This is a genomic window from Porphyrobacter sp. ULC335, assembly GCF_025917005.1.
Taxonomy (GTDB): domain Bacteria; phylum Pseudomonadota; class Alphaproteobacteria; order Sphingomonadales; family Sphingomonadaceae; genus Erythrobacter.
The window spans coordinates 990,820-1,012,769 of sequence record NZ_CP078091.1; the positions used below are offsets into that span (position 1 = coordinate 990,820).

Below are 21,950 nucleotides of genomic sequence, written 5' to 3' on the forward strand. Positions count from 1 at the left end.
TTTGGACGCTTATGGGTGGAAATCGGACACCGCCTTGCCCGGGCCCTGCCCCCTCGATCGCTGAGCAATCGAGGGCAGCTTTGGCGATCCACTGGCCGGGCGCCAAGGCGTTGCTTGTGCGACTACCTTAGGGCAATGATCCCGAGCGGGCAGGTCACATTCAGGTCGTGCACAATCTTAAAAAGATGCAGCCCACCGTTCGGGAGGGGAGCGATTGGCCTGAGCATTCGATCGATCCAATTGTTTCGCTTTTTTGCCGAGCCTGGCCATCTTCAGCGCGTGGCCCTCGGTCTCTCACCCAAGGGCCGTCGCAAAAGCGCATGCAGCAACAAGCGCTTGCAAGTCCATGTTAACGCATGCTCACGACAATGGTTGCACTATCCGGCACACACTCAAAGGCACAAAGAGCTTTATGACCAAGCCTGGCCGATTCGATCGGGTCCGCTTTCATAAAATGGTCGAGGAAACTCGTCGGCATCCCGCGTTTTCTGCGGCCAGGCACCGCTTTACTGCCGATGTCCCGCTCTCGCGGCTTTTCATTCAGACGCGCCATGATCTCAATGCCGACACGGGCTCCTTCGCACTGATCATGAATGTCGTCGCCCACAACCGGATCGATCCGATCAACGGTGCTGCGGTCTCGACGATCATTCGCACGTTGGAACAGGCCGGGGTTGCCTCCGCGACCCGCCTGCGCGCTCTGATCGATCAGATGATCGACCGCGGCATGATGCGGGCCTACAGCGATCCGCAAGATCGCCGTCGCAAGCGGCTTGAGCTGACAGAGCCATTTGTCGAATCTCAGCGCAATTATTTCGAGACCGTTCTCGAGAGCGTCGCCATGGTCTTTGATCTGCCGGACACGCCTCACGCGCTGGCGAATATGCCCGAACTCATGGAGAGATACTGGACCAGCGTGGTGTTGCGCGCCGGACACGACAACTTCGTGCTAATGGAAGGAATGCCCGAAATCGCCTCCTTCATGGACCGCAAGCACGGTTATCTGCTGATGCTCGAACTGGCTGGCGCACACGGTCTTGCAACCGATGTCCACCGGGCCGCGATGGCCGAGCGTTACGGCGTGTCCCCTGCCCATATCGCCGGCATGCTTGCCGATGCCGAGAAAAAGGGTTGGGTGCGGCGCGCGCTGCCCTCGAGCCAAATCATCCTCGCCCCCGCCTTCGCCGAGCAACTCGAGATCTGGATCGCACGGGAATTGACGATCGTGGGCATGTGGATCGAGGCCAAGCTCGGGCGCAAGCCAGGTGATGAAAGCGACCCTCAAGAAAAATAGCTATTTTCGTTTAGGGGGCGCGGCCGCGCCCCCTACGGTAAATCTACCTCATTGAAAAAAATGCCGATCTGCTCGCGCGGCCCTAGAAAAGGGGGCACGTTCACCTGTGCGCGCGCCGTTCGGCACCAGTCATGAGAAGGATGCCATGATGACCCTGACCGCCATCGAAGCTCGCGCCGATCTGTCCCGCCGTATCTCCTGGCGGGCCCGTTTGCTGGCCTGCGCCCCAACCATGGCGTCCGCCACCATGCTAGCCATTCCATCGGCTTTGACGGCGCAGACGGTTGGCTCAAGCTTTGGCCCCGTGAACCCTTCCTATAACGTGGAGACGCAGCAGCTTGGCACCGACATCGATCAGCTCGCCTTGCAGGCGGATATCCGCAGGATTATTGACGGCGTCAACGGAAACCCCAATGTTCCAGAGGAAGCTAAGGCTGAGATCATCAGAATTGCTATCGACGCGGCCTTAAGGGAGGCCACAGGCGGTGTCGCGGGCGTATGTTCCCAGCAGCTAGATCCGATCGTATCCTCGTTGAGTATTGCAGGAGCCGCGACTGCCCTGGGTGGTAACATTGCAGAACTGGTCGGAAGCAACTTTGTTATTGCCAACGCTTTGACGGCAGGCCTGGCGATCAGCACGGCCAGTTCCGGCATTGCCGTAGCCGAAGCCTCGATCAGCGCTAGCCAGATCAACCTGCCGAACTGTGACGCCGACTTTGCCGGAACGATCCGGGGCTACGCCAATCTCGCCACGGCACAGGGCATTTCCGCGCACAACGGCGCGATCAGCCTCGGAAATCCTGACGGGACTACATATCAGCGTGGCATAGCCATAGGCGGAGGCGCGGTGTCTGGTGCGGGCGAGGGAGCGATCGCACAGACCACAACGCCTGGCGACGTGGCCATCGGCAACGGCGCGTTCGCTGGCGGTGATGCCTTGGCGCTCGGCCTCGAGGCGCGCGCGAGCGGATTCAATACCACCGCACTTGGAACCCGCGCGCGCGCGACCGCGACCGGCGCGGTTGCGGTGGGTCAGGACGCGGGCGCAACCGAGATCCTGACAACCGCCATTGGCGCCAACAGCATTGCCAGCGGGATTGCTTCGACGAGCGTCGGCAACGGTGCCGTCGCGAGCGGCTTTGCCTCCAATGCCATTGGAGCAAATGCAGGAGCGACTGCCCGCAGCACCACGGCGCTCGGTGAAGCGGCCACGGCGAGCGCCAACAACAGCATCGCCATTGGCGGCAACAGCCTCGCCTCGGGCAACTTCAGCACTGCGCTTGGTCAAGCCTCGCGGGCTACCGGGGCATCCAGCCTTGCTGCCGGACAAGGCGCAACAGCCGAGACCGAAGGCGCAGTCGCGCTCGGTGCAGGCGCGGCGGCGCGGGCGCAGGATTCAGTGGCGATCGGGCGTGGCTCGAACGCAGATCAGAGCAACACAGTCTCGATCGGGCGGGTCGGGGCGGAGCGCAGGATCGTCAACCTTGCGGCCGGGATCGCACCGACCGACGCCGCCAATGTCGGACAGCTTAATGCCGTAGCCGCTCAGACCCAAGGCAACAGTGATGCTATCGGCGCGCTGACCGTCAGGGTTGAAGCCAACACCGTCGCCATTAACGTGCTCGACGCTCGCGTCACCGATAATACCGATCGCATCGTGGTGCTCGAGGCAGACGTAACCGATAATAGCACTCGCATCGTCGCGCTCGAAGACGGACGAGCGGGGCCGGTCCGGACCAATGCAGCGCCAGGTGCCAGTGCTGCAAGCGCCACGGGCGACAACAGCCTGGCCGCAGGCAGCGGGGCGGTAGCGGCCGGTGGCAACACGATGGCCATCGGGACCAGCGCCTCCGCGTCCGGCACAGCGAGCCTCGCGCTCGGCACCGATGCATCGGCCAGCGCCAACGGCTCGGTTGCGATCGGGGAAGGTGCGCAAGCAAGTGGGACCAACTCCGTCGCGATCGGCGCTGGCTCAACGGATGAGGGGGAAGACAATGTCGTCTCGCTTGGGGGACGGGGTGCGACCCGCCGGATCGCCAACGTCGGCCCCGGGATACGGGCAACCGATGCGGTGAATCTCGCGCAGCTGGTCTCAGCGAGCAATCAGACGCTTTTGTCGGCCAACACCTATACTGATTTGCGCATTGCCGAGGTGAGGTTCGATCTCGGCCAGCTGCGGCAGGACACCGATGCCGCGACAGCCTCTTCGATGGCGATCGCGACGATCCCGCAGGCGATCCAGCCCGGAAGGGGCATGTTCGGCATCGGCACGGCCACGTGGCAGGGCGAGACCGCGATTGCGCTCGGCATCTCGAAAGCGACGGCTGATGGCGACTTCGTGGTCAACTTGCGCGCCAGCATCAATTCGCGCGGCGATGGGGGCGCGGCCGGCGGCGTCGGCTTTTCCTTCTGATTACGCTGATGAGTGCCTGCAGAACTTTGTACCGGATTGGCGTCGCAAGGCTGATCAAGTGCGTTGCAACCAACCGGCTGGCCCGCCAGCATGCCGGTCTGCCCCTCCCAACACATGCCAGACCACCTGGTGCTCTTAGCGCAGAAATCGAAAGGTCGCACCGGCGCTGTGGAGCTGGATCGCGGAAGGTCTCAGTTCGGCTCAAGTGTCGCGATAGCCGCCGAGCCGGTTTGAGGAGCTCGCGCAGTCGCCCCGGATGGCTGAAACCGGGCCCTTAGCTGCAAGGCAGGTTCTGGCTACATAATCGATTTGGTGAACAATCTGACTGCGCCTAGATGCGGTTTCGATCAGACCTGTACCATTAAGCGAAGACTTCCCGGCCGACGCTTTGTTGCACCCAACCCATCTCTTCCACGAAACGCACAAGCCGCCAGCTTGTTTCACCAAGTTCAGGGTCCCGCATGCCCCATGGTGAATTGTCCCTTGCAGCGCGATATGCGCGATTATCATATCGCTTGAGGGTCATCTGCGAGATTTGCGGTGCGCAACGATTGAAGAAGTCGAGAAGGGGGAAAACGGGATCGCTCGCGCGGGCATTGTCGTTCAAGAAACGGAGAAATTCGGGAATCGACAACTCGTCGAACCTGATGCCAGAACCCCTGGCGATCTCGCGTGTCAGTGCAGTCATGCTGTAATACCGGTCTGCGGTCAGATGGTATGTCGCGCCACGGGAGCCGCTCTGCAGCGAAAGCGCGGCCAGATTATTCGCGGTGACGTCGACCGGAACCAGGCTGAGCTGGTTCGGGGTGTCGACTGCTACGCGGTGATTGATCATGAACGCAAGAAGCCGCGCGGCAACGTCGTTCGATGCGCCCTGCAATGATTCTGGAACCGAGATTAGCGATGGGCGATAGATTGTGACCGGCAAGCCCTGTGCCCTTGCCCTTAAAGCCAAGCGCTCGGCGACCCACTTCGATTGCGAATATCCGAAATCGAGGCCTGTCATAGCATGGTTGGCATCGCCTTCGAACAGGACCGGCTTGCGCGTCCAGCCGAAGATGAAAGTGGTCGAGACGTAGTGAAACTGCGCCGTGTTCCCACCGAGCGCAAGGTCAAGCAGCGCTTTGGTTCCGATCACGTTCGCGGGGCGCAGCGCATCATAGGTTCTGACATAATCGACCGTTGCGGCATTGTGGTAGATCGCCAGACGCGTGCGCTGCAATCGCCGCCATACCGCGTCCGGCAATCCCAGCCGTTCCGCACCCAGGTCAGTCTCGATCACTTCGATGCGCGAGGCTAAGCTGGCGGCGTGCGGTGTCGCCTTTATCAAACTGGCGAGCACCCGCGCTTGCGCCGTCTGGCCGCATGACGAACGTGCCATAACGATTACAGGCAGCCTGGTCATGCGCAGCAGCGCTGACAGAAGATGGGGGCCAAAAAATCCTGTCGCTCCGACTAGAAGGATGGCTTCGGGCGGACCGGAACCGGCGGTGTGCAAGGGCGGAAGTTCGAGACAGGCGTCGGTCCTCATTTGCGCACGCTCCTGATCCTGCGCCCTTTCTGCAAAGATTGCGATGTCCCTAAACATATCGGCAACGGCGCTTTTGCTTTTCAGGGCATCAGCAAGTTCGAGGATCATCCTGTTACTGGCCGCCTGGATCCGAAGACCGTCAATCAAGGGTGTTTCGGTTCCAACTCCTGCCTGCTCGGCAAGCTGTTCGAGCGATAGCTGCAACTCTACTAGCTGCAACGACGTGATGCCGGTCGCAGCCAGAGGTTCATCAAGGAGATCAGGTGCCTCATCAATCCGTTGGGTGAGCCAGGCGAGAACATCGTCCTGATCCTTGCTGGTCCAGATCGTATCGCTGACGACGCGAACGGGCCCTTCGCGCAGGCTCGCCGCAGTATGACGGCGCGCAACCTTGCCCGACGTTGTCCTGCGCACACTGCGCGGCGCCGCGATGACCACCCGGTCGAGATCGAGACCGGTGGCAGCTGCAACCATATCCCGAATCCTTGCAGGTGTGGCAGGAGGGGGGGATTCGACCAACAAAGTGGCGCGTCCCAACTCGTCGTTGAAAGCGGCGCACCGCGTGCCTTCCAAGATCGCTTCGATGTCTTGCGGATGATGATTCGCGCCCCTCTGTATCATCACATCATCGGCGCGCCCGCAAACGTACAATTCGCCTTGGTAGAAGAAGCCGAGATCGCCGGTTTCAAGCGTAGGGGAGGGCAATTTGTCGCGATCGTGCCAATAGAACGGTGTGACAGCGGCACCCGAAACGCAGATTTCGCCAATCTTGCCAGCGGGCAGAATCCGGTGCGATGCGGGCTCGCGAATGATCACCGAAGTCCCTTCTACCGGCGTTCCGCAACTCGCCAGACGGCGGCCCTTGCCTTGGCCATGGACGCGGGCGAGCCCACGGGACAAAGCGCCGGGATCGAAGGATTGTGACCGGCTGCCACCTCGCGTTACCGCCAGTGTTGCTTCGGCCAACCCATAGGCGGCAACCAAAACGCCCGGCCGCAGGCCCCATGCGCCGAGTTGCGTCGTCGCCCGGTCCATCAGGTCCGGAGAAATTGGTTCGGCGCCGAGCATGAGAACGCGCAGCGATGACAGGTCGATATCCCGCGTGATCGCCGGATCGCGCGCGAGATGCTCTAGGACAAGCTCCAGCCCGAATGGCGGAGTTGCGGCATAGGTGGCGCGATTGCAGGTCACGAGCCGCAACCACGTCAAGGGACGGCGCAAAAAGTCCTGTGCGCTTATCGCATGGTTGGCACCGCCCAGAACGACCGGGAAAAGGTAGTGTCCGATCAGCCCCATGTCGTGAAACATCGGCAGCCAAGTCGCTCCGATCGGCGGATGATCGATCAACGCGCGCGCATTTGCGATGATGTTGTCATGACGCACGGCCACGCCGCGCGGCTGGCGCGTGGAGCCCGAAGTGTATTGCAGAAAGGCGATGGGCCCGGGGCGACCGGATGGCTCTCCATTGGCGGTAATCGAGTCGGTTGCCAGGAAGTCGAGGCCCAAATCATTCGCCGGTCCGGCCTGCTGCGCCAGGCCGAGCGCGAGCCCGGCATTGCAATCCTGTCGGATCGCAGCAATCCGGCTCCGAGTCGCTTCGGACTTCATTCCGGAGACGCTTGTGACCGGTGCTATGGCCGCCAAAACGCCGATCCGCATGGCACCAAATAGGGCGGCCACCAGTTCGAGACCAGGCGGGTGCACCAAGAGAACCCGATCGCCTGCTGCGACGCCCGCCCTTTCAAGTTCCGTAGCGATGCCTGCCGCTCGGCCCAGCAGGTCGCCGGTGGTCATGCACTCGCGCTGTGTGCCGCCGCTATCGCTGAAGGTAAACAGCACCCTGCCAGGGTCGGCTATGGCCTGTGCCGTCAACGGATCGATCAGGGTCTCTGCAGACAAGTCTGAATCATCCTTGCTCTAGGCCCAAACAATGGAAGTGCTGCGGCCCCCGGGGGCAGGGGAGGCCGCAGCATGCCACTCGGACAGGCTCAGCCTAGCCCAAGGCGGGTGAGCAGATGGGATCTGGCTTCGGGGGCGAAGCGAAGCAGGTCGGCGGCTATCAGGGCTTCCTTGGTCCCGGCTGAAAGCAGCGGCTGCAGAGGTGCCGACGCCAGCCATTGCGCGATAGCCGTTTCGGCTTCGCCCTCGCCGCTGGCAAGCCGCCAGCATGTCTCGAGGGGCCACAGAATCGCCCAGTCCACCAGCGGCAATCGGGTTGCTGCGACGAGATGCTCGCCGATCTCGCGCAGGGCTGCAGGCGCTTCGGGCGGAACGCTCTTGTCCGCGCGGATACGTGCAACCAATCCGGCGATCTGATCGGGCGGAAGGACCGGCGCACAAGCATTGCGCACTTCGTCCGTGGGCCGATTTACAGACTTCCCCGTAGCGAGCGCGGCTGCTGCACTGTACCAGGCGAGCAATGGCCGCACCGCACCGAGCAGCGCGCCATGGCGTAGCATACCATCTGCGTCGATCCGCGAGGCAAGGGCAGGGCTGAACTGCCAGTACTCGTCATAGATCGCATCGATTAGCGCTCCGGCAGCCTGACTGCGAGCAGCGATCTCGTCGCGTAGCCCGCGTAGCCGATCGACTTCCTGCGACAAGGGCGAACCCGTCGCCGCTGTTACGATGAAGCAGCTGATCCCGCCGCTGCCTCCGCCTCCGGTGCTGCCCCCGCCTCCGGTGCTGCCCCCGCCGCCGCTTGTGGGAGCTTCTAGGCAAGTCGTCACTGTGGTACCGTTCTGGGAGTTGTAAAGGTTCACAGGACGTGTCTGGTAACCGCTCTTGCTGATGGATACCCCGTACCCGGCATAGACCGAGTTGTCCCAGTACACCGCAATCTCGCCATAAGCGTTGGTGTACACGATGTTGTAGCCATCAGTGACGGCGGCTCCGCTCAGAGCCGAACCGGTCGCGCAGCTGTTTACGCGCAGTGTGACAATCGCAACCATCGTCTCACTCCTTCTCTTCTGGGGGCAGGGCGAAGATCGGCTCGCCTTGTGCGACAAGCACCTGACGCACGGATTCGCGCGGGCCGGCACCGGTCAGACGGCTGTGAAGCAGCCACTCGGGAGCCGAGAGGCTGGCCGGGTTCTGCGCCGCGAAGGCGGTGAACATGCGCAGCATGGCGCCGACGCGCTTGACCAGATCCTCAGCCGTTTCGATCGGGAACAGTGCAGCCCCCAATTGATCGAGCACTTCGGGAGAGATGTAAGCCTCGCCCAATTTGATCCCGTCGCGCAGCTGGCGCGCCGATTTGATCGGCAGATCATCGTGCAGCTGTTTGGCAATGGTCAGCGTTGCCTGAGCATGCGGGTTGTGGTGGATCACCAGATCCCGCAAGTCCTCATATCCGTCTTTTGATGCAGACATAACTCCTCCTTGCTGTTTGACTTTGGTATTTGCGTCAGCGAACCAGTTCCGATCTGCCAGTGCCACTGTGTAGCCACCGACCAACCGGCCTTCCGCGAGCCACGTCAGTTGCACATGCATCACTTCGTCGCGCGCGAGTTCGAGGTCATGAAAGTCGATCCGGATTTGCTGGTGGAGACCCGGCTTGGTGGTGAGCTCCAAAATCCTTTCGCCCCACCGGTCGGCATTGGCTGTCGGCTCACGGTGGGTCGGCGCAGCTTCGTCATGCGCCTTGCGAGCCTCATCGGTCAGTGTCACCTTGCGGATCGCCGCTTCTGGCGGTTCACGTCTGACGGCGATGGCCCTGTGCCCTCGCGTTCCTTGACCGAACCCCTGCTGGATCGCATTCACGATCTGCATTAGGGTCGCGACCGGCGTTTCCTGCATCACCAACTCACGTGCCCGCCCGCGCAAGACAAGTGCGCGAAGCTCACCTCGAAGGGCACCGGTACCGCCCGGAATCCACATCATCATGGTCTGATCAACTGCAGGCAGCACCTGGATATTGCGTTGGCCAACATGGCGATCCTGCCGCGGGGCAAAGGGTGCCGTGACCGGATCGAAGATCTGATTTCCGGCCTCCACGAACAGGCATTCGTGGCCATTGTTGAGATAACTGGGCACCCACGGTACGGGGCACTCGACCAGCACCGATTTCATCGGTGGCACCTCGATCATGGTTTCGCCGATGAATTGCGCGTCGTTCGCGCCGAGGCCGACCGAAGGATCCGCCCAGAAGAACCTGACGCGCGTGGGCGCGGAGGTCATTGCGCCAAGATTGAACACGCGCGCCCACACCGTGTTTTGTGCGCCCGCCAGCGCCAATCCACTCGGGTCGGGGCTGAACACGCCGATATGCGGAGAGCACCAGTGAGCGAGGCTGCCGTCAAGCGGGCGTGCGCCGTAATCGGTAAGCGCCGCTGGGATCACCAGCCACGGCGTGTAGCGAGCGCGCTTTTGCTCCCCCTGCAACCGCCGGTACCAGATTTGGCGAAAGCGCTCGGCCCGCTGCTTTTCCTCTTCCTGCAAGCGCGCCCATTGCTCGTTGTAATAGGCATCGTCGCGCGTGCCATCGTCCTGTTCGTCCTTTCCGCGAGGTGTCCGGGCCATGTCAGCTCTCCTGCCGGATGTTGACCGGATTGCTCCAGTTGCCGTCTACGAATTCCCAGCAGACGAAATCGAGACCACGGTCGCCGTCGGCGTTGCGATCCGGAATGTCGCCGCCCGCGACGAGCCAGTCCGCCACAGCATCGGCCGCATTGCGAAAGCCTGCAGGCATCTGAGCAACCGTGCTTGGCGCAAAGGGAAATTCCGCCGGATCGAACACCGAGGCCGAACCGAAGGGGTTGGCAGGATCGTTGATGAACCCGGACGGATAGGCCGCGGCATAGGTCGCAACGGCGCCCGGCCCCTCGATGGCTCGCGATGGCGGATCGAACCATGAGAACAGGGAGCCGTCCCATGGCTCAGCCGGAAACCTCTCGCCTGTCGGGTTGCTCATCACGATGTTGTCGCCGGTGCGGATTTGCTTCTCTAGAAGGCCGCCGAGCAGATTGATGACGGTTTCGGGTGTATCGATCTGGTTCTTGTATGGATGTACCAGCGCCCCGAGCATCAGCACTTCCTGAAGGGCGCGCAGGGCATTGTAGAGGTACAGCCGATACCAGGCCAGATCGCAGCGGAACTTGGCCCAATCGATCGTGCCCGCGTCGATGGCGAGTGCGATTGCGCCGGCGATCGCTGCTCCGCCCGTCACGATGCCGCCTGTCAGAATCGATGCGACCCCGAGAATCGCGAGAATGATCGCGCACACGATGTTCTCTGGTTTGATTTTGGGGTCAATTTCCGGTGCGGGAGGGGTCGTGATTCCCCCGCTTTCCGGCCCGCCCGCCACGGTTGGCGTGGTCCACGCAGGGGGATCGGCGCAAGCCCCTGGCGCAGCGGGAGCAGATGCGTGGCAGCCGATGCTCTGTGCGCTTGATTGGAACCACAGCACCAACCATGTCATCGCATAACCATCTTGCAGGATTGCAGCATCAAGCTTGGGGCGCCTGGGGCCGAGATCGCCGTACACATCGTCATAAGCGCCGATAAAAAAGTCGGTGAACCAATCAGGAAGCGCCGAACCCAAGGGCTGTTCAGCTAGCAGCGACTGCATCATCGCATCCGGATCGAAACCGGCACCGGGCACTTCGAATGTCTTCTGCAGTTCGGCTTCGCATAGATTGGACCACGCGTCGTATGGCTTGGTCGCCGGGCCGACCGTCGCATGACCCCACGCCCAAAGGTCGACATGATTGCCTACAAATCGGGCCCGCCACCATTCATTGCGATATGGGGCACCGATGATGCTTGCGATCGCGCTCGCCCCGCCGGTTGCCAGCGCCCAACCGCTGATCCAGCCCAGTGCATAGGCCACCAGCTCGTCACGTCCGCTGGCCTGCGCTGCCGCCCACAGTTTCTGCGCGAACCGCCCGGTACGCCGCCACGAAAGGAACTCCCGCAGGGTCCAGAATTGCGCAGGGAAACCTCGCCCGCTTCCATCGGGGCGCGGGCGGATGATGCCGGGAGTATTGGTCGATCCAATCAGGTTCGCGATATCTACCACGATGCCGGTGTTGGTGAGGGTTCCGTCCCCGCGGATGGCGGTCACGACTGCGGTCAGCCGCTCGGCAATGTCGCCGATTTGCGCGATAGCAGGCTCCATGCCCCGCAGCGCATCGAGATCTTCCGCAGCTGCGATCGCATCTAACGTGTCGAGCAGGGTTCGGATGTCGTCGAGGATGGGCTTGAGACCGGGATTGGTGGCGGTGCCGTCACCGCCGAACAGCGAAAGGATGCGCTTCCACAAGGCGGCATAGCCCGGAACGCCGGGCGTTCCGAAAACCGGCATTTCCTGCCGGGTGGGGGTCAACTCGCCCCAGGCAGGCCCGAGCGCCCCGAAATGCGCCCATTGGGAATGGTTGTCGATCAAGGTCGCATAGGCGAAGAGATTGGCATCTGACGAGGCAGCAAGGCGGTTTCTGAGCCCGACTAGCCCACTCAGTCGTGTCGTAATTCCAAGCATATTTCATCCTCCCGTGCAGAATGCTGCATGAGTGACTTGGTTTGGAAGCGGCAAACATGTTTTGCTTAGACGTGCTTTTTCGGGCCCAAAGATATACTTTAGGAAAATTTCCGAAGATTGAATCAGTTTACTTGTTAATTGATCCCAATAAACAGAGTTTTACTGAGTTAAGTGCGACTCGGAGTATAACAACTAGTTGAAGGCAATTCCATCTCTGATCAAAACCTTCCCAAGGCATGCGCATCCATGATGTTGATTTTAGGACCAATTTTGAGAATTAGCGATGATGTTTTGTCGAATTCATACAATTCGCCATCGAATACGATACCATCACAACGATCGATTTGTGTCTGCGGTGCCCGAAAGTATTGAACTCCGGGATTCTTTGAATCTCCGCGCAGCATTGGCCAGCAACCTAACAGCAGGCCGGAACGTGGAACCTTGAGAGCGGTAAATCCCAGTTCGGCCGAGCCGATAGGCTGACGGCCGAATGGTCGAAACCACAGGAAGGGCTCGGTGATTGTCCCCGCCGCTACCAGATCGAAATACTCGCGCTCAGTGGAACCGAGAGCGATTTCCACCCCAGAGTGCGTCAGTCGGCCCGTGGCGGCCATAACGACGGAACGAATGACCGCGGCGGTTCCCCGGCGCGGCAGGACCGCATAGCTTCTGGCTGCTGCAAACCCTAGACCTGCCGCCATGGTGAACCCGATCCGAGTTATCGCTCCTTCCAGCCGTAGCATATGCTGCTGGCGTGCGGGCATTGCGTCGGCGATCAGCGTGCGCAAGAACACCTGGTCGGATCGTCCCGAGAAGCCGAACGCTCTCGCAATCCCATTGATCGTTCCGCCCGCAAGCGGAAGTATAGTCGCGGAGCACCTCGTTGTGTCCATCGCATTTACGAGGTGATGCAGAGTGCCGTCTCCGCCTAGACTGGCGATGACATCAACCTCACGCTCACGTAAAATGGCAACCGCGGCTTCCAGATCCGCGATGCACGATGTGACCAGCACATTTGTGTCCGGGATGGCACCTTTCCAGAACTGATTGCGCTCAAGGTAGCGCGGGGCCTGACGGGCATGTGAATTGATGATCAAGCCGAACCTTTGCCTCTGTGAAGCCATAGAACCGGACATTTTTGTTCTCTCATCCAATACACCTTGAGAGCATAGCACAGCTGGCGCCGGTTGCCGTCTCGTCCGTGCGCAATAGGCGGCGGCATTGAGACACCACCCAAACCGAGGCAGTCGGCAGTCGGCCCAGTCTGCATCGTGATGTAAGGTCGATCGGCTGTGGACTTGGAGTCGGATTGCGACCCAGGCTCGGTCGTTCACGATCTCCAGATTGAACGACTGCGTCCGCCGAAAGCCGCCAGGCGGCTTTCGGGATCGAGCTCCGACCCCGCTGATGACTGCAGCTGGGTGGGAAGCGGACAGACGGATCATTGCTTCCACGCGTGAGCCATATGGGCAGGGCGAGCGATGTTTGCAGTTGTGTGATTGGCGCGTTCAATTAGGCGCTGTCTGCTGGAAACAGCCTATGGAACGCCTCGATCCCAGAGCGCGAAAAAGAAACCACTCGGGATTTTTGATCACGCTTGGCCCAAGACAACTCTTCGAACCTGTTGAGAAATGCGCGCCCAAGACTACCTGCCAGATGCGACGTTCGCTCGCTCCAATCCAGGCATTCTCGACATAGCGGCGAACGCGCCCTCTTTAGCGATTCAACGTCAATCCCCAAATCCATTGCCAAAGACGCGCCTGAGCCGGTCAGGGTGAGATCGCCGCTCTCAAGAACGAGTTGTCCCTTGGCAACCAGGCTATCGAACATCCGCGTGCCCATGCTTCCAGCCAAATGGTTGTAGCAAACCCGTGCTTCGCGCAATTCTAGGTTCTTTGGACCCGTCCGTTTGCGCATATGACCTGCCTCAGCCGCCAAGCCCATCAAACTTTCAAGAACATACGCGACTTCATCGCTGGCGAGCGAGAAATACTTGTGCCGCCCTTGCTTGCGCGGGCGTAGCAGCCGACTGGCGGCAAGCTTCGACAAATGCGAGCTGGCTGTCTGGACCGTAACGCCCGCCTCGTCGGCAAGCTCGCTCACAGTCAGCGCTTTCCCGCCCATCAATGCCGTTAGCATGTTGGCGCGGGCCGGGTCGCCAATCATCGTGGCGATAAAAGCGAAATCCGGACCTTCTTTCATACTTCGACCCTAATCGAAGCATTCAGTCCGCACAATCGCCTAGCCGGGTGAAGATTCACTTGGAAAGAGACTGTTATGCTCACCTGTATAATTCGCTACCAAATCGACCCGACGAAGAAGGCGCAATTCTCGGAGTACGCCCGCAACTGGGGCCAGGCCATCCCGCGCTGTGGAGCCGATTTGATCGGCTACTACGCACCCCATGAGGGGTCATCGACGCTGGCCTATGGCATCTACAACATAGAAAGCCTTGCCGATTACGAGGCCTACCGCACGCGGCTGGCGGCGGACCCGCTGGGTCGGGAGAATTATGAGTTCGCGCAAAAAGAGAAATTCCTTCTGCGCGAGGACCGGACGTTCCTGAAGCTGGCATCAGGCCCGCATCATCCAGGAGTCACGGCATGATCGCAGTGATATTTGAATTGGAACCAACAGAGGGGCGTCTGGGCGAGTATCTCGATATCGCCGCCCAAATGCGTCCGATGCTGGACGAGGTCGAGGGCTTCATCTCGGTCGAGCGATTTCAGAGCCTGAGCGACCCTCGCAGATTTGTCTCACTATCGTTTTTCAAGGATGAGGAGGCCATCATTCGCTGGCGCAATCTGGACGCACACCGACGTGCGCAGGCGCAGGGGCGGAAGGGCATCTTTGACCATTACCGCCTGCGTATCGCCAGAGTCATCAGGGACTATGGCAAGTTTGACCGCGACGAGGCTCCGTCCGACAGCAAGGCCGCACACACATGAGTTCGTTTATCTTAACAGCCTGGGTTGCGCTTGCTGTGGCGGCGATATCGCCCGGGCCAAACCTCGTCGCGGTAGCCTCCCGCGCTCTCGGTTCTGGGAGAAACGCGGCTCTGCATGTCGCCGCAGGATTGGCCACTGGTGCATTCCTATGGTCATTCCTAACAGCAGTAGGGCTAGGCGCGTTGTTTGACACCTACCCCGTAATGCTGCGCTTAATGGGCTTATTTGGTGGTGCCTATCTCTTCTGGCTTGGCCTAAAGGGATGGCGGGCCGTCTTGACCGGCCAAGGCGGGCAAATTGCGCCAGCAATAGGACAGGGCGCACGACAAGATTTTCTGCACGGATTCACGGTGACAGTCACAAACCCAAAGGTTGCCCTGCTTTGGGCATCCCTTTCCACATTCGTGGGCTCGGAAATCGCCGACTGGCCGGCCCTCCTGCTCTTCACGATGGGATCAGCCATCATCGCATTCTTCATTTACGGCACATACGGATGGTTTTTTTCGATTGGGGGTATCCGAGACTTATATTCGCGATTTCATGCCGCGAGCGAGGCGATCTTTGGCACTCTGTTCTGCGGGCTGGGAATGGTCTTGGTGCATCGCTCACTTTAGCACAGCGGGTTTTTGCCGGACGTGCAGCACGAGTTACCCAGGCAACTGCTCAGTGACTTGCCGCGACCCTCGCGAATGACCGCAAGGGGGTCGGTTTGAGAATTTCGGCTTTCGGCGAAAAATCCGTTGAAGCTGCCAGTCAGGTTTCAGGATCGCGCCGAGTAGCCGGGCATGGCCGCTCGTGGGTGGTTTTCGGAAAGGCGACTTATGGTCGAGCAGTAGCGGAAGGGCGGTGCCTTTCGCCTATGGCGATTTTGGCCCGGATGCACTGATGGCGCCTACCCAGAAAAAACCGTCAAAGGTCGATTGCTCGTTCGACGCATCAGTCTGTTCGATCCTGATGAACGGTTCTGATCCCAAATTCGGCTCCCCCTTCGTGGAGTGCGGACCACAGTCGATGTCGTCGGATTTTACTGGACCTTTGGTCCGATCGACGCCGGGCCTCAACAGGCAATTCCAGCTCGTTCCGTCGGCAAAGCGCATGTTCAACGAGACCGTCTTGCCATACTGCGAAAGACGCAGCGCCATGGGATCAAAGTCGTATCCGCCTCGGCTGACTGGGGTCTTCATGGCGTGAAAATTGCCAACAAGGACAAGCACATGGTCATAGGTTGGCGACGTTGATGCAATAGCTATGTTTTCAGCTTGCGCCGCTTCCCAAGGTCCTTGCCCAGTTAAGTTGGAAAATCGATCCGCTTGTTGTTCGTCTCTGAACCCGTTGAATGCGATGATGCTTAACGGCGCGCCGCTCTGCTTAACCCGGTGTAGCCGAACCAGCAGGTCAAACATCGCCGAACTGCTGCGCCCGTCCGAGCCTTCGGCAAATAGCAAAGTGCGCAGTCGTTGCTCGAAATCATCCGAGTTCCATGCAGACTGAAGAGCCTCGTTTTCGGCTGCATCGTGCTCAATCGCAACAAGCACACGGTTGTTTTCGCGTCCCAACGTACACGCTAGGGAGCCAACGAAATTCGGCCCTTCATTGGTCCCGTGCAATTCTCCGAACACAACGAAGCGTGCGTTGAGTTCCGCCACATCCGACCATCCGCGAGGTAAATCACAGTGGATGGCAGCCAGCTCCGGTTCTTCTGCCGACGCCGCGGCACCACCTACCGAGGCAAGGGCGGATGCGAGGACAAAGAAAAGCTGCTTCATGCTTTGGTCTCCCGGACATGACCATAATGTCAGCTTTTTCAGGACATTCAACCAAGCTAATGTCCGCAACGGGGTCGCTTTGAGAAATTCCGCTTCTGGCGAGAATCCCATCGAAGCTGCCGGACAGGTTCTAGGATCGCGGCGACCGCCCGCTCATGGCAGATGATGGGTGGATTCCGGACGGGCAGCGTCCACTATTGCCGTCGAGTCTGCGCTATTTCAGACCAGTCAACCGACGATAGTTCAACCCGCCCGAGCGAGGCAGCCGTTGCGTGAGAATCCTGCCTTGGCCCGCACCAGATTATGACTTGCAAGGTCGGGCAGCTCTCAATACTCCCCAGCAATGCCGACAGCCAACAATGCCGATGCCCGCCGTGCAGAGCTGTCCGGCCTAATTGCTCGCGTAGCGCGCGGGGACCGAAGAGCGCTGAACGCCGTCTATGATCGCACATCGGCAAAACTCTATGGCGTGTGTCTTCAAATCGCACGCGATCGCGATGCGGCAGACGACATCCTCCAGTCCGTCTATCTTAAAGTCTGGAACCGTGCTGGACGCTTCAATCCCGATTTTGCCAGCCCGATTACTTGGCTATGCGCCATCGCCCGAAATGCGGCCATTGACTGGGTGCGCAAGCACGGCAGCCCCGCCCTGGTGGCGCCCCGCGCAGCTGAAGCCGGCGACGCGGGGTTCGATGAAGCGCTGGCAGTGATGGCGGCGGCTGAGGATCGTGCGCAGATCTTTGACTGCCTTGAGGCGCTTTCGCCCCAACAGCAGCGCGCAATCACCCTCGCCTTTTTCGACGGATTGAGCCATTCGGAACTTGCAACCACGATGCGAACACCGCTCGGGACAACCAAAAGCTGGATTCGCAGAGGCTTGCTAGAGTTGCGGGGGTGCCTCCAAGGTGACTGACGAACTCACACCCGAACAAGCCACGTTGGCAGCCGAGCTCGCTCTCGGGGTGCTCGAAGGTGAGGAGCGAGCCGAAGCCTTGAGGCTTTCATTATCCAACCCAGCCTTCGCTGCGCAGGTCGTGGAGTGGCGGCAACGCCTCGATCCCCTCAGCGAAGCGTTTGAGGAAGCTCCGCCTCCCGACTTGTGGGCGGCGATTGATGCGCGGCTGGATGACAACCGGACCACCGGCGAGGTCGGCAAGCTCCGTCTTTGGCAAGGCGCCGCCGCGCTTTCAGGAGCGATGGCGGCAAGCCTCGCGGCGATCATGCTGTTCGGCCCTTTTTCCCCACGTGAGGACGGCGTCCCCCCCGCTGCTGCCAGCCCCGCGCCCGTGGTCATAGCCCAACTTGCAGGGGGAGACGGAGCCTTGCTCGCTGCCAGCATCGGACCCGCGAGCCAGTACCTCGACATTCGGGCAGTCGCCCTGCCTGACACCGATCTGACGCCTGAACTCTGGGTCATACCCGGCGATGGCGTGCCCCGCTCGCTGGGCCTGATTGCATCCAACGGCACGACGCAGGTGATGCTACCTGAACGCCTGAGGCCGCTGGTGGTCGACGGCGCTATTCTTGCGGTTTCGCTGGAGTCCCCGGAAGGTGCGCCTCACACGGCGCCAAGCACCACGCCGATCGCGACAGGAAAAATTTCAGCGATCTGAGCCTGCCGCATCTGATCGTCTTCAGATCCTCGTATCTTCAACCGAGAGAGCGGGCTGCGAAGTCTTATTTGCGGCCGGCGATAGCCCCCGTCGGTGCCGACAGGACGATTGTCACGGCAATCGCCCCGCTTTCTCGCGCACGTGAAGTTCACAAGAATCGCGATTTCCAGGAGTATTTCATGAAACCAATTTTCCTCGCCGCCACCGCTTCGACCATTCTGGTCGCCGTGCCTGTCAACGCTGAAGACGAGTTTGAAGGCTTCTATGCCGGTGCCTCGATCGGCTATGACTTTCAGGCGAGCGACGGCGATGAATTCATCTCCTTCGACCGCGGATCGAACGGTAGCTTCGGTGAAACCGTGACCACTGCTGCGGGCGCCAATGCCTTCTCACCGGGGTTCTGCGGCGGTGCCGCGACCTCGCCGCAGAACGCGAATTGCGAGTCCGACTCCGACGGTGTCTCTTTCAATGGCCACTTCGGCTATGACAGCCAGATGGGGAAGCTCGTCGTGGGTCTGGTGGGCGAGGTCGGCACCGCCAATGTGCGCGATGCCGTTTCAGCCTTCAGCACGACACCGGCGTTCTACTACATGGAGCGCGAGATCGATTACACTGCCGCGCTGCGCCTGCGGGCCGGGTACACTCCGGCAACCTCGACCCTAGTCTACCTTACGGGCGGCCTTGCCTATGCAAAGCTCGACCAGGAGTTCGAGACCAGCAACACCGCCAACTCCTTCACCGTGATTGCCGACGACAAAGCCTGGGGCTACCAGCTCGGCGCTGGCATCGAGCAGAAGGTCGGCAAGGCGTTCTCGATCGGCATCGAGTATCTTTACACCGGCTATAATGACGACGACACGCTGATCCGCGTCGGCCAGGGCACCGCTCCGGCCACCAACCCGTTCGTGCTGGCTGGCGGCGTCGACTTCAAGCGGGCCAATGACGACTTCAACCTGCAAACCGTCAAGGCAGTGGTGCGTTACCGCTTCTGATAATCATCCTGCACGGGGGCATCTGCAACCTGCTCCCGTGCCCGTATGCTTGGCACTCAAACCGGAACACGATCACTTACGTGGTAAGTGGTCCGAAAGTGCGCAGAGGGTAGTTAACGCCGAAGCGGTTATGTCCGAAACGGGGTCGGTTGCTGCGTGGCAGGAAATATCCAGAAGCAAGGCGCAGCCGCCATGCCGCTTTTGGGATCGCGCACCAGCCCGGCGCATGGCCGATCGTGGGTGGGGAGCGGAAGGGCGGCTTAAGGTCCCGGTCCGCCTTCTGTTGAAAGTCCGCCGTTACAAGCGTTGCCAGCGCTGATCGCGGAGAAGCTTCTACCAAGGCTGCGCACCGCGCGGCTGCACCCGTCCATTGTCATGAAAGGTCGAAGTCAGTCGGTTTCGGGAGTATCTCTGTCCGGACCTGTCCCGGCTGGCGCGTCGCCGCGCACAAGCTCGTCATGGAGGAGTCGTCCGCTTTCCATGCGCCGCGCCAGCGCCTCGACAAAGAAGGCGAAGCGCTTCTCAACCTCGGCGCGCGCTCCTGCCGTCTCGGTACCCGACGACGCAGCGGTCACCGAGAGCCAACGCCGCAGGTACAGAGCAAAGGCCTCGTTGCCGACGTCCACATGATAGCCCAAGCGGTCGAGCTGGCGCGAAATCCGGTCGAGCCTCCGGCTGAAGGCCGCCTCGAGCCGCTCCGAACTATCGGGCGAGAGGAACGAAGCCAGTGCGGCCTCGACCACCGCGGCCTGCGAGACGCGCTTGCGAGCCGCATAGTCGGCGAGCTGGCGCGAGAGCTGCGGGGGCAGCCTGAAGGTATGCTTTACCCGGTTGCCCGCGGTCACAGGTCGATCCCGTCGTCCGGATCAAGCGAGGCCCTGCGGGCATTGTCCTGGATCTGACCGGCCATGAGTCGGTTGCGGGCTGCCGTATGCTCCGCATCGCTGCCGCACTCGTCAAACGCGAACTCATTGCGGACCGGCTGCGGCACGGGGGCAATATCCTCGTGTTCCGTGATTTCGGGCTCGCGGCGGATGCCGCCCTCGTTGGCGTCACCGTCTCCCATCACCAAGGCTTCGCCGGCACTGAGTGTCGGGGACAGGGCAAGGCAGTCCTGCCAGTCGCTCGGTTGCGGCGTGTCCTTGGTTGCCCCTGGTTCTGGCGGCGCAAGCACCCGTCCGGCGAGGCGCGGATCGGCGTAGTAACGCACCTTCTTCGCCCGCACCGGGTGCGCGCCTGCCAGCATGACAATCTCGTCGGTGTCGGGCAGTTGCATGATCTCGCCCTGGGTGAGCAGGGCGCGCGCGGTCTCGGTGCGCGAGACCATCAGGTGCCCGAGCCAGGGAGAGAGCCGGTGCCCGGCATAGTTCTTCATCGCGCGCAGTTCGGTCGCCGTACCGAGGGAATCCGAGATCCGCTTGGCGGTGCGCTCGTCATTGGTCGCGAAGCACACGCGGACATGGCAATTGTCGAGGATCGCGTTGTTTGACCCATAGGCCTTCTCGATCTGGTTCAGCGACTGGGCGATCAGGAAAGCCTTGATCCCGTACCCGGCCATGAAGGCGAGCGCGCTCTCGAAGAAATCAAGGCGCCCCAGCGCCGGGAACTCGTCGAGCATCAGCAGCAGCCGCTGGCGGTCGGAGCCGGCGGAAAGGTCCTCGGTCAGGCGCCGCCCCAGCTGGTTGAGGATCAGCCGGATCAGCGGCTTGGTGCGGCTGATGTCGGACGGCGGCACCACGAGATAGAGCGTGACGGGATGCTGCGGATCGACAAGGTCGGCAATGCGCCAGTCGCAGCGGCGCGTCACCGCGGCGATCACCGGATCGCGGTAAAGCCCGAGGAACGACATCGCGGTTGAGAGCACGCCCGAGCGCTCGTTCTCCGACTTGTTGAGGAGCTCGCGCGCCGCGCTCGCCACCACCGGATGGACGCCGTCCTCGCCGAGATGCGGGGTGCGCATCATCGCATCGAGTGTCGCCTCGATCGTGCGGGCGGGATCGGACAGGAACGCTGCGACCCCGGCCAGGGTCTTGTCGGGCTCGGCATAGAGGACATGGAGGATGGCACCGACCAGCAGCGCGTGGCTGGTCTTTTCCCAGTGGTTGCGGCGCTCGAGCGAACCCTCGGGATCGACCAGCACATCGGCGATGTTCTGGACATCGCGAACCTCGCTGAGGCCACGGCGGACTTCGGCGAGGGGATTGTAGGCAGCCGAAGCCGCATTGGTCGGATCGAAGCGAAGGACGCGTCCGAAGCGCGCACGGAAGCCGGCGGTCAGGTCCCAGTTCTCGCCCTTGATATCGTGGACGATCGCCGAATGCGGCCAGGTGAGGAGAGTCGGCACGACCAGCCCGACCCCCTTGCCACTGCGGGTCGGCGCGAAGCACAGCACGTGTTCGGGACCGTCATGGCGCAGATAGAGATTGGCGAGGCGGCCTATGACGACGCCGCGTCCCTCAAGCAGTCCGGCCGCGGCGACCTCGGCGCGGCTCGCCCAGCGCGCCGAGCCATAGGTGGCGCTGTTTCTCGCCTCGCGTGCGCGCCAGACCGACATGGCGATCGCGGCGACCACGGACACGAGCCCGCCCGATGCTGCGATGATCCCGCCGGTCTCGAAGATCCGCGGCGCATAGGCCTCGTAGCTGAACCACCACCAGAAGATCGACCAGGGCGGATAGACAGGCCGGCCCAGCGCCATGAACCAGGCGCTGCCGAGTTGGGGCTGGTAGGCAAGTGCGGCGGCGGTCCACTGGGTCGCTGCCCAGACGCCGCCGAGCGCGATAGCGAACACCGCGATTATCTGCCCCCACAGGATTTGGGTCGCCGGCATGGGCGTCTCCTTTCGCTTGCCATGGAGGGCTTTGCGGCGGCCTATGACAAGGCCGAACGGGTGAGGTCGCAGGACAGCGAAGCAA

Annotated in this window: 17 protein-coding genes; 8 read left to right on the forward strand and 9 right to left on the reverse strand. The window is 61.3% G+C overall.

What is annotated here, in order from left to right:
• Positions 1-412: 412 nt before the first annotated feature.
• Together KVF90_RS04825 and KVF90_RS04830 are read left to right on the forward strand one after the other, a co-directional pair.
• On the forward strand, positions 413-1,294 hold the full coding sequence (locus KVF90_RS04825) for a hypothetical protein (protein ID WP_264393719.1): 882 nt from the start codon (positions 413-415) through the stop codon (positions 1,292-1,294).
• Positions 1,295-1,439: 145 nt separating this feature from the next.
• Positions 1,440-3,707 carry a YadA family autotransporter adhesin gene (locus KVF90_RS04830; protein WP_264393720.1) on the forward strand — a complete coding sequence of 756 codons (2,268 nt, stop codon included), beginning with the start codon at positions 1,440-1,442 and terminating at the stop codon, positions 3,705-3,707.
• Positions 3,708-4,068: 361 nt separating this feature from the next.
• Here KVF90_RS04830 and KVF90_RS04835 read toward each other — a convergent pair whose 3' ends face one another.
• The 6 genes from KVF90_RS04835 to KVF90_RS04860 all read right to left on the reverse strand — a co-directional run bounded on the left by KVF90_RS04835 (position 4,069) and on the right by KVF90_RS04860 (position 13,918).
• Positions 4,069-7,137, reverse strand: coding sequence for a thioester reductase domain-containing protein (locus KVF90_RS04835; RefSeq protein ID WP_264393721.1), 3,069 nt, complete (start codon positions 7,135-7,137; stop codon positions 4,069-4,071).
• Between the two features lie 89 nt (positions 7,138-7,226).
• On the reverse strand, positions 7,227-8,189 hold the full coding sequence (locus KVF90_RS04840; RefSeq protein ID WP_264393722.1) for a hypothetical protein: 963 nt from the start codon (positions 8,187-8,189) through the stop codon (positions 7,227-7,229).
• 4 nt (positions 8,190-8,193) lie between these two features.
• Positions 8,194-9,678, reverse strand: coding sequence for a hypothetical protein (locus KVF90_RS04845; RefSeq protein ID WP_264393723.1), 1,485 nt, complete (start codon positions 9,676-9,678; stop codon positions 8,194-8,196).
• Between the two features lie 82 nt (positions 9,679-9,760).
• Entirely contained in the window at positions 9,761-11,500 is a 1,740-nt protein-coding gene (locus tag KVF90_RS04850; protein WP_264393724.1) for a hypothetical protein, read from the reverse strand.
• A gap of 434 nt (positions 11,501-11,934) precedes the next feature.
• On the reverse strand, positions 11,935-12,813 hold the full coding sequence (locus KVF90_RS04855; RefSeq protein WP_264393725.1) for a diacylglycerol/lipid kinase family protein: 879 nt from the start codon (positions 12,811-12,813) through the stop codon (positions 11,935-11,937).
• A 415-nt stretch (positions 12,814-13,228) separates the two neighbouring features.
• Complete coding sequence (locus KVF90_RS04860; RefSeq protein ID WP_264393726.1) at positions 13,229-13,918, reverse strand: ArsR/SmtB family transcription factor; 690 nt, start codon at positions 13,916-13,918, stop codon at positions 13,229-13,231.
• 75 nt (positions 13,919-13,993) lie between these two features.
• Between KVF90_RS04860 and KVF90_RS04865 the strand changes: the two genes are divergently transcribed.
• Genes KVF90_RS04865 through KVF90_RS04875 form a run of 3 tightly spaced genes read left to right on the forward strand, consistent with a single transcriptional unit; the run spans position 13,994 to position 15,278 of the window.
• The gene (locus KVF90_RS04865; RefSeq protein WP_264393727.1) at positions 13,994-14,323 is read left to right on the forward strand and encodes an NIPSNAP family protein; all 330 of its coding nucleotides are present in this window, start codon (positions 13,994-13,996) and stop codon (positions 14,321-14,323) included.
• The gene (locus KVF90_RS04870; RefSeq protein ID WP_264393728.1) at positions 14,320-14,664 is read left to right on the forward strand and encodes an antibiotic biosynthesis monooxygenase family protein; all 345 of its coding nucleotides are present in this window, start codon (positions 14,320-14,322) and stop codon (positions 14,662-14,664) included. The genes KVF90_RS04865 and KVF90_RS04870 overlap by 4 nt, the downstream gene beginning before the upstream one ends.
• Entirely contained in the window at positions 14,661-15,278 is a 618-nt protein-coding gene (locus tag KVF90_RS04875; protein ID WP_264393729.1) for a LysE family translocator, read from the forward strand. Before KVF90_RS04870 ends, KVF90_RS04875 begins: the two co-directional genes overlap by 4 nt.
• A gap of 243 nt (positions 15,279-15,521) precedes the next feature.
• Here the strand turns inward: KVF90_RS04875 and KVF90_RS04880 are convergent, their stop codons facing one another.
• Positions 15,522-16,430, reverse strand: coding sequence for a hypothetical protein (locus KVF90_RS04880; protein ID WP_264393730.1), 909 nt, complete (start codon positions 16,428-16,430; stop codon positions 15,522-15,524).
• A gap of 343 nt (positions 16,431-16,773) precedes the next feature.
• Here KVF90_RS04880 and KVF90_RS04885 point away from each other — a divergent pair, with 343 nt between their 5' ends.
• The 3 genes from KVF90_RS04885 (at position 16,774) to KVF90_RS04895 (ending at position 19,035) form a co-directional block, all read left to right on the forward strand.
• On the forward strand, positions 16,774-17,343 hold the full coding sequence (locus KVF90_RS04885; RefSeq protein WP_264393731.1) for a sigma-70 family RNA polymerase sigma factor: 570 nt from the start codon (positions 16,774-16,776) through the stop codon (positions 17,341-17,343).
• Positions 17,336-18,043, forward strand: coding sequence for an anti-sigma factor domain-containing protein (locus KVF90_RS04890; RefSeq protein WP_264393732.1), 708 nt, complete (start codon positions 17,336-17,338; stop codon positions 18,041-18,043). Before KVF90_RS04885 ends, KVF90_RS04890 begins: the two co-directional genes overlap by 8 nt.
• A 179-nt stretch (positions 18,044-18,222) precedes the next feature.
• Positions 18,223-19,035, forward strand: coding sequence for an outer membrane protein (locus KVF90_RS04895; RefSeq protein ID WP_264393733.1), 813 nt, complete (start codon positions 18,223-18,225; stop codon positions 19,033-19,035).
• Between the two features lie 389 nt (positions 19,036-19,424).
• Here the strand turns inward: KVF90_RS04895 and KVF90_RS04900 are convergent, their stop codons facing one another.
• Positions 19,425-19,880, reverse strand: coding sequence for a CopG family transcriptional regulator (locus KVF90_RS04900; RefSeq protein ID WP_264393734.1), 456 nt, complete (start codon positions 19,878-19,880; stop codon positions 19,425-19,427).
• Positions 19,877-21,865, reverse strand: a complete 1,989-nt coding sequence (locus tag KVF90_RS04905; protein ID WP_264393735.1) for a conjugal transfer protein TraG — start codon at positions 21,863-21,865, stop codon at positions 19,877-19,879. The genes KVF90_RS04900 and KVF90_RS04905 overlap by 4 nt, the downstream gene beginning before the upstream one ends.
• Between the last annotated feature and the right edge of the window lie 85 nt (positions 21,866-21,950).

Coding starts and splice junctions, on each gene's coding strand:
- KVF90_RS04825 (WP_264393719.1), top strand. CDS start 413: ATGACCAAGCCTGGCCGATTCGATCGGGTCCGCTTTCATAAAATGGTC.
- KVF90_RS04830 (WP_264393720.1), top strand. CDS start 1,440: ATGATGACCCTGACCGCCATCGAAGCTCGCGCCGATCTGTCCCGCCGT.
- KVF90_RS04840 (WP_264393722.1), bottom strand. CDS start 8,189: ATGGTTGCGATTGTCACACTGCGCGTAAACAGCTGCGCGACCGGTTCG.
- KVF90_RS04860 (WP_264393726.1), bottom strand. CDS start 13,918: ATGAAAGAAGGTCCGGATTTCGCTTTTATCGCCACGATGATTGGCGAC.
- KVF90_RS04865 (WP_264393727.1), top strand. CDS start 13,994: ATGCTCACCTGTATAATTCGCTACCAAATCGACCCGACGAAGAAGGCG.
- KVF90_RS04870 (WP_264393728.1), top strand. CDS start 14,320: ATGATCGCAGTGATATTTGAATTGGAACCAACAGAGGGGCGTCTGGGC.
- KVF90_RS04875 (WP_264393729.1), top strand. CDS start 14,661: ATGAGTTCGTTTATCTTAACAGCCTGGGTTGCGCTTGCTGTGGCGGCG.
- KVF90_RS04880 (WP_264393730.1), bottom strand. CDS start 16,430: ATGAAGCAGCTTTTCTTTGTCCTCGCATCCGCCCTTGCCTCGGTAGGT.
- KVF90_RS04885 (WP_264393731.1), top strand. CDS start 16,774: ATGCCGACAGCCAACAATGCCGATGCCCGCCGTGCAGAGCTGTCCGGC.
- KVF90_RS04895 (WP_264393733.1), top strand. CDS start 18,223: ATGAAACCAATTTTCCTCGCCGCCACCGCTTCGACCATTCTGGTCGCC.
- KVF90_RS04905 (WP_264393735.1), bottom strand. CDS start 21,865: ATGCCGGCGACCCAAATCCTGTGGGGGCAGATAATCGCGGTGTTCGCT.